Source organism: Streptococcus sp. KHUD_013 (assembly GCF_052588545.1).
Window position 1 is genome coordinate 1,724,098 of record NZ_CP186264.1, and the last position, 12,809, is coordinate 1,736,906.

Consider the following 12,809-nt stretch of genomic DNA (forward strand, 5'->3'; position numbering starts at 1 on the left):
CTATTTTTCAGCTTGTAATTCATTGTTATAGGCAAGATTATCTTGGAATTTGAAGAATGGGAAATATACGACAGTCGAGGTCGCAAGAACTAGCACTTGAACGAAAGCACCTTGCCAACCTCCAACCATAAATCCAGAAATAATGGCTGGTGTACTCCAAGGAAGAGTCACACCTGAGAATGGATGCATAAATCCAATAGCAATTGATGCATAAACAATTATTGCAGCCAAAATTGGAACCAAAATAAATGGAAGGAACATAACTGGGTTCATTACGATCGGAAATCCAAATACGACGGGTTCATTGACATTAAAGATTGCAGGAAATGCTGCAACTTTCCCCAAAGCTTTATACTGTTTTGACTTAGCAGCAAATAGCATGGCAACAACCAACCCAAAGGTTATACCTGATCCAGACAAAATAAGGAAGCTATCTAAGAATTGTTGAGTTACAATGTGGGCACCATTTTCAACGGATAGCTTCCCAGCTGCCAACATTGATTTATTGGCATCTAGGTTAGAAAGTAGCAAGGCTGTTACTACACCGTTGACAACTGATTGGCCATGAACACCAAACCACCACAAGAATGAAATAAAGAAAGCAATCCCAATCGCTCCGTAAAGTGATCCTGTTAGACCTTGAAGAGGAACCTGAATGACATCATAAATCATTTCAATGAAGGTACCGCCGTTTGTCACTACTTTTGATACGATATAGACAATCATTGATAGTAAGAAAATCACGAAAGCAGGAATCATCGCTTCAAATTGTTTGGCAATGGCTTGAGGTACTTGTTCTGGCATTTTTATAACAATGTGTCTTTGGATAAACACAGTATAAATTGCACCAACTACCAGACCAATAATAATGGCCCCGATAATCCCTTGACCACCAAACCATACTTTTGAAATGGCATCGCCAATCGGTTCTCCCTTAGCTGGTACATAAGAAGATTTTAACAAGATAAAGAATGAAGACAGGGACAAAACTCCCGCTGGCAAGGGTTCTACTCCACTGTTTTTAGCATAAGAATACCCAATGGAGAAGCAAGAAATTAAGCCCATGATGGCGAATGTTCCTGAATAAACTTGCATAAATGGCTCTGTCCATGTATCGCCAAATACACTAGCAATAGCCTGATTAAGGCCTTCAAATGGTAATTGTCCAATAATCAGAAACAAACTACCAACTACCGTTAATGGAAGGATCGCTAACATCCCATCTTTAAGAGCAATAATTCCTTTCATGTTTACAAAACGCATGATTGGAGCGATAATTTTCTGAGAATTAAAATTAGACATGGGAAGCCTCCTTATTTTTCTCCTAGCAATTCTAGAGCTAGATTTAGTACCTTCTTACCATCTAACATCCCATAATCCGCCATAGGAATGACAGCAATAGGGATATGGTTTGCCTCACAAATCGCTTTTGATTTATCCAAAGTATAAGCTACTTGAGGCCCTAACAAAGCGACATCTATTTCTGGGGCAAAATCTGCTAATTTCGCTTGAGAATATGCCTCAATTTCAGCATCAATACCTAATTCCTGAGCCGCTACCTTCATATTATTTACCAACATTCCTGTTGAAAATCCTGCCGCACAAAACAATCCAATTTTCATCATCTTTTCCTCCTTATTGTTTCGCTGAAAGTTCTTTTCGTAAGTCAATCATTTCTTTAATCAAGTTAATCTCTGTGATTGAAGTCATTAAGTGATCTTGTGAGTGCACAAACAAAGCTGTAATCTCTGTCTTTGTCCCACTTGCTTCCTGGGCTAAAAATTGGGTTTGCAAGTTATGCGCTTCTAGCAATGCTGCATCTGCTTTTGCAATTTCGCCTTCAGAAGATGTAAAATCACCTTCCTTAGCATATGATAAAGCTTGGTAAACATGCTGTTTAGCATCACCCGCATTTAAAATTAAGCCCATAATAATTTGGTCTGCAACAATTATTTCCATGTGCACTACACTCCTTTGTCAATCTAATGAAAGCGCTTTTTCTATTGTCAATATACCATTTATATTTTTGCCGGTCAATAAAAAACTACAACATTTGATTATTGTTTTTAGTTTTTGCACATTTGTGCTATTTAACTCAAAAAAATAAGGACTGCATCCTCGCTGTCCTATTTTTTAGTAAATTGCTGATCACCATCTAATTCTAAAACTTTTAAGATCGTCGCTTCATCTGTGACTAAATGATTGATATAATTGGCTTTCAAAACCGATAAAATTGCTTTTGCTTTTTGATCACCGTAGGCTAACGAGATGGTATTCGGAACCTTTCTCAATTCCTCCAATGTGATAGATATTGTTCTTTCCTGTAATTCAGGATAAACGGGGATACCTTCTTGATCAAAGAAACGACAGCAGACTTCTCCTACAGCATGTTCCGACTCCAATTTCTTAAAATCATTTGTTGTTAGCATATCAAACCACTGAGGATTCTTGCTATCTGCATGGCCACCAATCCCTACAGCAGCAACATCCAAACAACGCCAACTAGCTTTCAAGTCCTCGAAATACTTAGAAGATAAGATGCCTTCCGTTACCTCAGAATTTTCTTGAATGACACTCGCGTTTATAAAATGACATTCTCCATGAAATTTACTCGCCATACTGTAGATTAGAGTATTGACATGGTAGCGAGCATGGATATGACTGGGACCTCCAGCTAGGGGATAAAATTGAACACCATCCAAACGCTTAGTTCCAACTTGTTCCACCATTAATCTGAGAGACTTGCCCCATGAAAAACCAACTGTCATTCCATCTTCAATCAAATTTCGAAGCATGACAGCACTAGCTTGCGCTAGCCGCTTTTCAAGGCTTTCTCGTGGCTCATCAACTAGATTTGGTATAATCTCGATAGCTTTCAAGCCATATTTTTGTTTGATATAATTTTCTAAATGGAAGAGGCGAGTATCAAAATTTTCAATTTCAATTTTTACAACTCCCTCTTTTTTAGCCTCCGCTAACATTCTGCTGACAGTTGTACGGTAGATTCCAGTTTCTGCTGCGATTTGCGATTGACTTTTGTCTTCAACATAGTATAGATAGGCTAATTTAGCAAGTAACTTTTTCCGTTCATCTTTCAATTGACTTCTCCTTCTTATACTAAGTTTAAAATCGTTTGCGAATCCTCAAGTTTTTCTTTCGCTTCTTGAGATATATTCTTATCCGTTATGACTCTAGAAACTTGTGAAAGTGCAAATCGTCTGACAGTCCCACATTTCTCAAATTTACTTGAATCTGTCAAGACAATCACTTCTTTAGAAACATCGGACATAGCTTGAACAACTTCACTTCTCATCATATCTTTCCCAGTAAAGCCAAGTTCATCATCATATCCGTCAACCCCTACAAAAGCAAAGGGAACTCTAAACGAGCGAATTAATTCTTTCAAAAGCGGACCTACAGTCACTCTCGACTCTTTTTGAAACTCACCACCCAGTAATATGATTTTACAGGAATCATATTCCTGAATATAATCTGCAATAAAATAAGAATTTGTCACAATCTTGACATTCTTTTTTGTTTGGCAAATTTCTTCCGCTAGTAGGGCACACGTAGAGCCTGATTCAATCAGAACCGTGTCGTTATCCTTAATTAATTTAGCGGCCTCCCGGGCTATTCTTTTCTTGGTATCATATTGAAAGGACAATCGCACATTGATATCATCTCCACTGTTTAAAACTGCATAGCCATGCTCCCTATGCAATAATCCTTTTGATTCTAGCTTGTCCAAATCCTTTCGAATGGTTACTTTAGAGACTTGTAATTTCTCCGACAAGCTATTGACATCTATCTTTTCAAACTCCGATACTAATTTCAATATTTCATCTAAACGTTGCATTGTTTTTACCTCTTCTCTATTTTAGCAAATTTCTGAGTGAATTCAAAACAAAATAAACTTTCGTTCGTAATTGAATTAGTTTCTTAAATAATGTATAATAGATTTACTAGATTGATAGGAGAGCAAAATATGGAACAAAATCGTGGCATTATCTTTAACATCCAACACTTTAGTATCCATGATGGCCCTGGCATCCGAACTACTGTATTTCTAAAAGGATGTCCCCTACGTTGTCCATGGTGCTCCAATCCTGAATCCCAGCGTGCAAATCCTGAAAAAATGTTAGATGCTGTTACTAAAAAGGAAACTATCGCGGGAGAAGAAAAAACAGTCACAGAAATCATAGACGATGTCTTAAAAGACGTTGATTTCTATGAAGAATCTGGTGGTGGCCTTACCCTGTCTGGTGGAGAAATCTTTGCTCAATTTGAATTTGCCAAATCTATCTTAAAAGCTGCGAAAGAAGTTGGACTTCATACTGCAATCGAAACGACAGCTTTTGTTGAACATGAAAAATTTGTCGATCTCATTCAGTATGTCGATTTTATTTATACAGACCTTAAACATTACAATACACTTAAACATAAGAGGGTTGTCGGAGTCAACAATCATCTGATTATTAAAAATATTCATTATGCCTTTGCTCAAAACAAAACAATCGTTTTACGTATTCCAGTCATTCCTAATTTCAATGACTCTTTAAACGATGCTGAAGAATTTGCTTCTCTTTTTAATTCTCTCAACATCGATGAAGTACAGCTTCTCCCATTTCACCAGTTTGGAGAAAACAAATACAAGCTTTTAGGACGTCGCTATGAAATGGAAGGAATAAAGGCTCTGCATCCAGAAGATTTATATGACTACCAGCAAGTTTTTTTAGATCATGACATTCACTGTTATTTCTAATCCACTCAAAAATCCCCAAAGTTAGTTTCAGTCAGTTGAAACTTGGCTTCAGGGATTTTTAGTTTTTTTCACGAGCGATCAAGAAAATCAATCAATTGCTTAACTGAAGTCGAGACTACTTCCTTTGATCAACAAAATCAGTAGCGCGAAATTGAACTCGCCCTAAAAGCGTCGAGAAAAAGAGAGATTGACTTGTGGGCATGGCCCACATCGTCAATCTCCTATTTTCTTCTCGCTTTTTTTACGGGCTTAGTATCTTAGTTTACCAAATGATAACGCGGTCTTCTGGTTTTCTCCACATGCCGTCGCCTTCTTTGACATCAAAGGTTTCAAAGAATTCATCAAAGTTTGGCAATTGAACATTGGTACGGAGTTTTCCTGGTGCGTGCACATCAACACTTGCGAGGAGTTGCATGTACTCTGTCCGAGCTTTCATGCGCCAGATGCGAGCAAAGTTGGTAAAGAATTCTTCTGCAGAGAAGTCTGCTTCTTTCTTAGCGGCTTCAAGGGCTGCAGCGATCCCTCCGAGGTCTGCCACGTTTTCTGAAACGGTCAATTTCCCGTTAATCTTAGCACCGTAAGAGTCTTGCCCTTCAAACTGATCGATGACTTTTTGCGTGCGAGCGGTAAAGGCTTCATAATCTTCTGGCTTCCACCAGTCTTTCAAGCTACCATTCTCATCAAAGGAAGCACCATTGGTGTCAAAGGCGTGGGAGATTTCATGGGCAATGACTGCACCGATTCCACCGTAGTTGGCTGATGACGATTGGTGAAGGTCATAGAAAGGTGCTTGCAGAATTGCTGCTGGGAAGACGATTTGGTTCTGTTGCGGATCATAGTAGGCATTGACCATATTAGCTGGCATGTGCCATTCGCTCCGATCAACTGGTTGGTTCCACTTGCTCCAAGTATGGGCAATGGAAATTTCATAAAGGGCTTGAGCATTTTCCACCAAGGTCTTGCTCTCGTCGATGATCTTTTTGGCATACGTTTCTGGTAATTTTTCAGGGTAGCCGATATGTGGTGTGATGACATTGAGCTTGACAATGGCTTTTTCACGAGTTTCAGGAGCGAGCCAATCCGCTTTTTCTAAGCGATCCTTGTAAACCTCAATCATGGTCGCTACTTTATGCTCTACGTCTGCTTTCGCTTCTGGTGAGAATTTTTCGCCCGCATACCAGAGTCCAAGCGCTTGGCTATAAGGCCCTTCCGCCAAGGCCAGAGCGGCTTTTTCTTTCGGACGTGCTTCTGGTGTCCCTGTAATCGTACGGCTATACTCACCAGATAAGACACGGATTTCTTCAGTCAAGAAAGACGTCCAAGAAAGAGCTGCACTGAGTTTCAACTTGGCATGAAGGGTTTCCCAGTTGGCTGCTGAGTAGAATTTTGGCGCAAATTCCTTCCAGAAGCGCTCTTCTGGAACAATGATAGTATCTGGCGTTTGCCCGATCACTTCTGTAAAGAAGGTATCGAGTGGCAATTCTGGAACCAAGGCCTTGAAATCTGCCCACTCATAAGGATGGTAGAGTTTGTTGTACTCGGATTTTTCTTCGTTTGACAAGACATATTTGGCCAATTCTGCATCGGCCGCAATCACCTTATCCAGGATATCTTTGATTTCTTCCTCTGAGAAATCAAATTTTGCTAAAAGCTTTTCAACCATTTGACGCCAAACAGCCAATAACTCTGGGCCTTTTTCATTGCCTTCTTCATAGTAGGTCGTATCAGGCAAGATCAAACCGAGTGCTTCTCCCCACAAGACATTCATTTGGGCATTCATAAAGTCTGGTGATACGCTAAATGGCAAGAGATTTGGTTTGCCAGCTAGTTCATAGGTGCCTAACTTGCTGGTATAGTCTTCAAAGGAAGAAAGGGCCTTGATTTCATTGATCAAAGGCATAGCTGGAGCCACACCGGCTGCTTCCCGCGCATCAAAATCTGCCACCATTTTGTGGTATTTGACGAAGTTTTGCAGAATGCTGTCTTCAGGTAGCTCTTCTCCCCGTTGCCATTTCCCAGTGATATCCAACATCAAGTTTTCGATGTCTTGGATCAAGTCCATAAAACCACCGGTTGACGGTTTGTCATCAGGAATCACTGCTGTCTCAGCCCATTTCCCATTGACGTAATCATAAAAATCATCTTGTAAACGTACCATGATCTTCTCGCTTTCATTCTTTTCTAATAACCTTATCAAAAATAGGTCTATTTTTCAATGATTACAAGAGATTTAACCTAAATTATTTTAAAAATTAACTTGACTTAATTTTTTTATTTATGTATATTAATGGTAAAGGAGTAAAATCATGATTCAAATTGAACATCTAAGTGTTGCCTACCAGCAAACACTGGCCTTGGAGGATCTTTCCCTCACCATCCAGGGTCCAACTATCCTAGGAATTCTTGGGCCCAACGGAGCTGGGAAATCAACCCTAATCAAGGCCATGCTAGGACTTCTCCCCCATTCGGGAAAGGTCCAGCTCGATCAAAAGGACCTCGGCCAAGTTCTTCAACGAGTGGCCTACGTCGAACAGAAATCCGCTATTGATTTCCACTTCCCCATCACGGTGCGGGAGTGTGTCTCACTGGGCCTCTACCCCCATCTTTCTATCTTCAAGAGAAAAGGCAAAGAGGATCTGAAAAAAGTAGAAAATGCCTTGAAACTTGTCAATCTTCTTGATCTAGCGGATCGCCAGATCGGCCAGCTTTCGGGAGGGCAATTCCAACGGGTCCTGATCGCCCGCTGCTTGGTCCAAGAAGCGGATGTCATCTTTTTGGATGAGCCCTTCGCAGGGATTGACTCTGTCAGCGAAGACATCATTATGCAGACCCTTCAGACCTTGAAAAAAGAAGGCAAGACCATTCTGATCGTCCATCATGACCTCAGCAAGGTCCCAGCTTATTTTGACCAGGTCCTCCTCCTTCACCGCAAGCTGATCGCTTTTGGGAAAACAGAGGAAACTTTTACCAAGGAAAATCTGCATGCAGCCTATGGGCATGAACTCTTTATAGGAGGTGGCGTCGGATGATTGCAGAATTTATCGATGGATTACAGCAATTCCACTTCTTACAAAATGCCCTGATTACAGCTATTGCCATCGGGATTGTCGCTGGAGCTGTTGGATGCTTCATTATTTTAAGAGGCATGTCTCTTATGGGAGATGCCATCTCGCACGCAGTCCTTCCAGGGGTGGCTCTGTCCTTTATCCTGGGCATCAATTTCTTTATTGGCGCCATTGCCTTTGGGCTATTAGCTTCCATCCTCATCACCTATATCAAGAGCAACTCCATCATCAAGAGCGACACTGCAATTGGGATTACCTTTTCTTCTTTCCTCGCCTTAGGAGTCATTCTGATCGGAGTCGCTAAAAGTTCCACCGACCTTTTCCACATCCTCTTTGGAAATATCTTGGCCGTGCAAGACCAGGATATGTGGATAACCATCGGTGTTGGGGTGGCAGTCTTACTGGTGATTGTCCTGCTCTTTCGTCCCCTACTGCTCACTTCTTTTGACCCCGTTCTGGCTCAATCCATGGGCGTCCGGGTCAAGATATATCACTACCTCCTCATGGTGCTCTTGACTTTGGTTTCTGTCACTGCTATGCAAAGTGTCGGAACCATTCTCATTGTCGCCATGCTCATCACACCTGCTGCGACAGCCTATCTCTATGCCAATAGCCTCTGGTCCATGATGCTCCTTTCATCCGGATTAGGTGCTCTTGCCTCCATCCTGGGACTCTTTATTGGCTATAGCTTCAACATCGCTGTTGGGTCTTGTATTGTCCTCACTTCTGCCATCTTCTTTCTCATCAGCTTCTTTATCGCTCCTAAGCAGAGAAAGAATAAGCACGCTCTTTCATCTCATTAAAGGAGAAACACATGAAAAAAATCGCTTCTGTCCTCGCCCTCTTTGTGGCGCTCTTATTTGGTCTTATGGCCTGTAGCAAAGACTCTTCTTCCAAGTCCTCATCCGATAAATTGAAAGTGGTCACCACCAACTCCATTCTCGCAGATATGACCAAAAATATTGCAGGGGATAAAATCGAGCTACACAGTATTGTCCCTGTCGGTCAAGATCCCCACGAATACGAACCGCTACCAGAAGATGTTAAAAAAACTTCACAAGCAGACCTGATCTTCTACAACGGTATCAATCTCGAAACCGGTGGAAATGCTTGGTTTACTAAATTGGTCAAAAATGCCAATAAAGTAGAAAACAAGGACTATTTCGCTGCCAGCGATGGCGTAGAGGTCATCTACCTGGAAGGCCAAAACCAAGCTGGAAAAGAAGACCCTCACGCTTGGCTCAATCTCGAAAATGGAATCATCTACGCTAAAAATATTGCTAAACAATTGATCGCCAAAGATCCAAAAAATAAGGACTTCTACGAAAAAAATCTAGCAGCCTACACTGAAAAACTCAGTAAGCTAGACCAAGAAGCCAAGCAAGCATTCAATAACATCCCAGAAGACAAGAAGATGATCGTGACCAGTGAAGGATGCTTCAAGTACTTCTCCAAAGCCTATGGCGTCCCATCTGCCTATATCTGGGAAATCAACACGGAAGAAGAAGGGACACCCGAACAAATCAAAACACTGGTAGAGAAATTGCGTCAAACCAAGGTACCGTCCCTCTTTGTCGAATCCAGTGTCGATGAACGACCTATGAAAACTGTGTCTAAGGATACCAATATCCCTATCTTTGCAAAGATCTTTACTGACTCGATTGCCAAAGAAGGAGAAGAAGGCGACAGCTACTACAGCATGATGAAATGGAATTTGGAGAAAATCGCAGAAGGTTTGAACAAATAAGGTTCTAAACTGACTAGATTCTCAAACAAATCAGTGGCTCTTCCCCCTTCATTGATGTACAATGAAAAGAAAAAAGGAGTCTTTGCTATGACAACATTTTTAGGAAACCCTGTTACCTTTACCGGATCTCAACTTCAAGTTGGCGATACTGCTCACGACTTTTCACTGACCACTCCTAACTTGGAGAAAAAATCTTTGGCTGATTTTGCTGGGAAGAAAAAAGTCCTCAGCGTGATCCCATCCATTGACACAGGTATCTGTTCCACTCAAACACGTCACTTCAACCAGGCCCTCTCTGACATGGAAGATACTGTGGTCTTGACAGTTTCCGTCGACCTTCCTTTCGCCCAAGGCAAATGGTGTGCTGCAGAAGGGATCGAAAATGCCATCATGCTTTCAGACTACTTCGACCATTCCTTCGGAAAAGCCTACGGTCTCTTGATCAATGAATGGCACTTGCTCGCACGCGCTGTCTTGGTCCTAGATGCGGACAACAAGGTCACATACGTCGAATACCTAGACAACATCAACAGCGAACCCAATTACGACGCGGCAATCGAAGCCGTCAAAGCACTTGGATAAAGTAAAAAGAGGTCTAGGACCTCTTTTTACTTTATCTACAAAATCTGTTCAGAGACTTTCCTTAGGTGAGTTTCTAAGAGGCCTTTTTCTTCAATCCGAAAGAGGACTACTATAAAATCCGATGGAGCCCATTCTTGAGTAAAAGTCGCCAGCGTAAGCGTGGGATGCCTCTGAGGAAACTCCGCACGCGCTTTGCTACTTGTTGCTTATAGCTCTTGCCTCCTTGTGCAAAGGTTCCCTTCCGACTCCAGTAGCCTTCAATACTGCGATCATTCTTCGGAGCTAGATAGCGAACACCTTGCTGATAGAGAACCTTCTTGCGAAAAGCTGGATCCCACGGTTTAACGGGATCGATATCCAAGTCCTTATGGGTATGGCCTTTGGCTAAGCCATAGTTGAAACTGGCTCCATTGACAATGCCATTTTCAGAAATCTGATACGGATCCACTTCGTTGAGAAACTGGCCACCCTGATCCAGGATATACTCTGTATGAAAGTTGAGCAATACCTTAAAATTCAACTGGGCCTGAGCACGAGATGGGAAAGCAAGTTGGCCATCTTGATCCACATAGACCTTATTATGGAGACGAGCTGCTGCATAAGCATCGATTTTGATCCCTTTTGTCTCCTGCAAGTAAGCTTGTAGCGCCTCTTCATCAGTCTGCCCCGCTCTGGCATAATGCTCCCGAATCCACTGGGCCTGGTAGGCAGAGAGCAGATAGCGAAACTGGTGAACCTGTCGTTTTAAGAGCTGATCTCCTGCTTTGCTGGCTAATGGATCCTGAGCAAATGCTACTTGAACCACTCTTGAAAAAGAGGACCAAAAAGACGAATGAGGCGGGCAATCTGGCCAGAACCGCTTCAGTAAGAAGGCAGTCTCCTCACAGGTTCCCGATAAATCCCGTGGCATGAGACAGAGGTGCATGACCCCTCTTAAGAGGGCCTGGGCACGGCCTTCCGTCAACCCTTGCAGTTCTCTCTGCCACATCTCTTGGAAAAGAGGACTGGCAAAGACGAAGACAGAGCGGTAAGAGTCTTGCCTTGTTGCTTCATCTTCGCAAGACTGCAGTTGTTTTTCTAAGTAGCTGAGACCTCTGGTCGTCCAGCCCAGTTTTTCCAATTCCTGTCGCTGCATTTGCCCCCTCCTTTCCGCATTGCTGTTTGTTTATGCTTCTATACTATCATCTTTCGCTCTCCCAGACAATTCCTATCCACTGGCCAAGCCATTTTGCGCTTTTTTTGATATACTAGAAGGAGCGAAGAAAAGAGGACCCTATGACACCAAATAAAGAAGATTACCTCAAGTGCATCTATGAAATCGGCACGCAACATGAAAAAATTAGTAACAAAGAGATTGCGGCCCGGATGCAGGTTTCGCCTCCAGCCGTGACTGAGATGGTCAAACGCATGATCTCGGAGAATCTCCTCATCAAGGACAAGACCCACGGCTATCTGCTAACCAAGCTCGGCCTCCAAACGGTTTCCGATCTCTTTCGCAAGCACCGCTTGATTGAAGTGTTCTTGCTCAAAAAACTGGGCTATACGACTGAAGAAGTCCATGAAGAGGCTGAAGTGCTCGAACATACTGTCTCCGACCGCTTTATCGATAAACTTGACCAGATGTTAGACACTCCCAAGACCTGCCCCCACGGAGGAACCATTCCACCAAAAGGACAACTTCTCATCGAGGCTTACCAGGACCGTTTGAGTGATGTCAGCGAACCGGGAACCTATCGTTTGCGAAGAATCCAGGATAGCTTTGAATTGCTGAATTTTTTAGACCAGATCCAGCTATCCATTGAAGATGATATTCTCTTCAAAGGCTATGACGATTACACTGGCCTCTATCAGCTCCAGATCAAAGACCAAGACATCCAGATCAATCATCTGATTGCCCAACAACTTTACATAGAAAAGAGAGTGGGACAGAAATCGGTAATTCGTTAGAATTCGATTTCGTCGTCCCACCTCCGCACAGTTGAGTAGGGCTGTAAAAGATGATGAAATCAGCGCAGTAGAGCCCACTCAACCACTGCGTCTTGCTTGACAATCAAAAGACAATTGAGAGGCTAGGACTTTTGTCCCAGCCTCTTTTTTCTTTCTACGGATTTTTCGTATCGAGGATGATGGTCACTGGACCATCGTTGATGAGTTCAATTGCCATATCTGCAGCGAAGATCCCTCGTTTGACAGGGACTTCCTTTTCCAACAACTCATTGAAGTCATCGTAGAGTTGGCTGGCCATCTCTGGACTGGCTGCCCCAATAAAGGCTGGACGATTGCCTTTTTTTGTCTGGGCAAAAAGGGTAAACTGCGAAACAGAGAGGATCTCCCCTTGAATATCCTTGACAGATAAATTAATCTTCCCTTCTTCATCCGAGAAAATCCGCATTTGGGTGACCTTGCGCACCGCGTATTCCAGGTCCTTCTGGTCATCCTCCGGCCCCACTCCCACTAAGAGAAGAAGCCCTTCTTGAATCTGACTATAAACTTGACCATCAATGGAAACAGAGGCCCTTTTGACCCGTTGAATCACTAATTTCATCTTATTATCCTATTTATACAATCTATTGGGCATTCACTGCTAAGCTTCAAAGAAGATTGACCTCAGGCAAGGTAGCCAGACGAGCTAACCAAGCTATAAAAGAGTTCT

Annotated in this window: 14 protein-coding genes; 6 read left to right on the forward strand and 8 right to left on the reverse strand. The window is 42.4% G+C overall.

Going from position 1 to position 12,809, the window contains the following annotated elements:
* The 5 genes from ACOXXR_RS08250 to ACOXXR_RS08270 form a co-directional block, all read right to left on the reverse strand.
* Positions 1–1,302, reverse strand: a complete 1,302-nt coding sequence (locus tag ACOXXR_RS08250) for a PTS sugar transporter subunit IIC (RefSeq protein ID WP_006595060.1) — start codon at positions 1,300–1,302, stop codon at positions 1–3.
* Between the two features lie 11 nt (positions 1,303–1,313).
* Complete coding sequence (locus ACOXXR_RS08255; protein ID WP_006595061.1) at positions 1,314–1,625, reverse strand: PTS sugar transporter subunit IIB; 312 nt, start codon at positions 1,623–1,625, stop codon at positions 1,314–1,316.
* A gap of 10 nt (positions 1,626–1,635) precedes the next feature.
* Positions 1,636–1,959 (reverse strand): PTS lactose/cellobiose transporter subunit IIA, encoded by a 324-nt coding sequence (locus ACOXXR_RS08260; protein ID WP_006595062.1) that lies wholly within the window; start codon positions 1,957–1,959, stop codon positions 1,636–1,638.
* Between the two features lie 167 nt (positions 1,960–2,126).
* Positions 2,127–3,098, reverse strand: a complete 972-nt coding sequence (locus ACOXXR_RS08265; RefSeq protein ID WP_023022130.1) for a sugar-binding transcriptional regulator — start codon at positions 3,096–3,098, stop codon at positions 2,127–2,129.
* Between the two features lie 14 nt (positions 3,099–3,112).
* On the reverse strand, positions 3,113–3,856 hold the full coding sequence (locus ACOXXR_RS08270) for a DeoR/GlpR family DNA-binding transcription regulator (protein ID WP_023022129.1): 744 nt from the start codon (positions 3,854–3,856) through the stop codon (positions 3,113–3,115).
* A gap of 129 nt (positions 3,857–3,985) precedes the next feature.
* Here ACOXXR_RS08270 and ACOXXR_RS08275 point away from each other — a divergent pair, with 129 nt between their 5' ends.
* Entirely contained in the window at positions 3,986–4,762 is a 777-nt protein-coding gene (locus ACOXXR_RS08275) for a glycyl-radical enzyme activating protein (RefSeq protein ID WP_023022128.1), read from the forward strand.
* A 262-nt stretch (positions 4,763–5,024) separates the two neighbouring features.
* Here the strand turns inward: ACOXXR_RS08275 and ACOXXR_RS08280 are convergent, their stop codons facing one another.
* Positions 5,025–6,920: a M13 family metallopeptidase gene (locus ACOXXR_RS08280; protein ID WP_445278410.1), complete on the reverse strand. Its 1,896-nt coding sequence runs from the start codon at positions 6,918–6,920 to the stop codon at positions 5,025–5,027.
* Positions 6,921–7,068: 148 nt separating this feature from the next.
* Between ACOXXR_RS08280 and ACOXXR_RS08285 the strand changes: the two genes are divergently transcribed.
* The 4 genes from ACOXXR_RS08285 (at position 7,069) to tpx (ending at position 10,156) form a co-directional block, all read left to right on the forward strand.
* Complete coding sequence (locus tag ACOXXR_RS08285) at positions 7,069–7,791, forward strand: metal ABC transporter ATP-binding protein (protein WP_048717584.1); 723 nt, start codon at positions 7,069–7,071, stop codon at positions 7,789–7,791.
* A complete protein-coding gene (locus ACOXXR_RS08290; RefSeq protein ID WP_445278411.1) occupies positions 7,788–8,630 on the forward strand; it encodes a metal ABC transporter permease subunit in 843 nt (280 codons plus the stop codon). Before ACOXXR_RS08285 ends, ACOXXR_RS08290 begins: the two co-directional genes overlap by 4 nt.
* Positions 8,631–8,641: 11 nt before the next feature.
* Positions 8,642–9,574, forward strand: a complete 933-nt coding sequence (locus ACOXXR_RS08295) for a metal ABC transporter substrate-binding lipoprotein (protein ID WP_445278412.1) — start codon at positions 8,642–8,644, stop codon at positions 9,572–9,574.
* An 87-nt stretch (positions 9,575–9,661) separates the two neighbouring features.
* Positions 9,662–10,156 (forward strand): thiol peroxidase, encoded by a 495-nt coding sequence (tpx, locus tag ACOXXR_RS08300; RefSeq protein WP_023027611.1) that lies wholly within the window; start codon positions 9,662–9,664, stop codon positions 10,154–10,156.
* Positions 10,157–10,265: 109 nt separating this feature from the next.
* Here the strand turns inward: tpx and ACOXXR_RS08305 are convergent, their stop codons facing one another.
* On the reverse strand, positions 10,266–11,291 hold the full coding sequence (locus ACOXXR_RS08305) for a DUF3114 domain-containing protein (protein ID WP_042361347.1): 1,026 nt from the start codon (positions 11,289–11,291) through the stop codon (positions 10,266–10,268).
* Between the two features lie 140 nt (positions 11,292–11,431).
* On the opposite strand from ACOXXR_RS08305, the gene ACOXXR_RS08310 reads away from it, so the two are divergent.
* Positions 11,432–12,103, forward strand: a complete 672-nt coding sequence (locus ACOXXR_RS08310) for a metal-dependent transcriptional regulator (protein WP_445278413.1) — start codon at positions 11,432–11,434, stop codon at positions 12,101–12,103.
* Between the two features lie 154 nt (positions 12,104–12,257).
* Here ACOXXR_RS08310 and dtd read toward each other — a convergent pair whose 3' ends face one another.
* Entirely contained in the window at positions 12,258–12,701 is a 444-nt protein-coding gene (gene dtd / locus ACOXXR_RS08315; protein WP_445278414.1) for a D-aminoacyl-tRNA deacylase, read from the reverse strand.
* Positions 12,702–12,809 lie beyond the last annotated feature (108 nt).

Excerpts from the sequence above, each read along its gene's own strand:
- ACOXXR_RS08280 (WP_445278410.1), bottom strand. The coding sequence starts at position 6,920 with ATGGTACGTTTACAAGATGATTTTTATGATTACGTCAATGGGAAATGG.
- ACOXXR_RS08295 (WP_445278412.1), top strand. The coding sequence starts at position 8,642 with ATGAAAAAAATCGCTTCTGTCCTCGCCCTCTTTGTGGCGCTCTTATTT.
- ACOXXR_RS08275 (WP_023022128.1), top strand. The coding sequence starts at position 3,986 with ATGGAACAAAATCGTGGCATTATCTTTAACATCCAACACTTTAGTATC.
- dtd (WP_445278414.1), bottom strand. The coding sequence starts at position 12,701 with ATGAAATTAGTGATTCAACGGGTCAAAAGGGCCTCTGTTTCCATTGAT.
- ACOXXR_RS08305 (WP_042361347.1), bottom strand. The coding sequence starts at position 11,291 with ATGCAGCGACAGGAATTGGAAAAACTGGGCTGGACGACCAGAGGTCTC.
- ACOXXR_RS08290 (WP_445278411.1), top strand. The coding sequence starts at position 7,788 with ATGATTGCAGAATTTATCGATGGATTACAGCAATTCCACTTCTTACAA.
- ACOXXR_RS08260 (WP_006595062.1), bottom strand. The coding sequence starts at position 1,959 with ATGGAAATAATTGTTGCAGACCAAATTATTATGGGCTTAATTTTAAAT.
- ACOXXR_RS08250 (WP_006595060.1), bottom strand. The coding sequence starts at position 1,302 with ATGTCTAATTTTAATTCTCAGAAAATTATCGCTCCAATCATGCGTTTT.
- ACOXXR_RS08255 (WP_006595061.1), bottom strand. The coding sequence starts at position 1,625 with ATGATGAAAATTGGATTGTTTTGTGCGGCAGGATTTTCAACAGGAATG.
- ACOXXR_RS08270 (WP_023022129.1), bottom strand. The coding sequence starts at position 3,856 with ATGCAACGTTTAGATGAAATATTGAAATTAGTATCGGAGTTTGAAAAG.
- tpx (WP_023027611.1), top strand. The coding sequence starts at position 9,662 with ATGACAACATTTTTAGGAAACCCTGTTACCTTTACCGGATCTCAACTT.
- ACOXXR_RS08285 (WP_048717584.1), top strand. The coding sequence starts at position 7,069 with ATGATTCAAATTGAACATCTAAGTGTTGCCTACCAGCAAACACTGGCC.
- ACOXXR_RS08310 (WP_445278413.1), top strand. The coding sequence starts at position 11,432 with ATGACACCAAATAAAGAAGATTACCTCAAGTGCATCTATGAAATCGGC.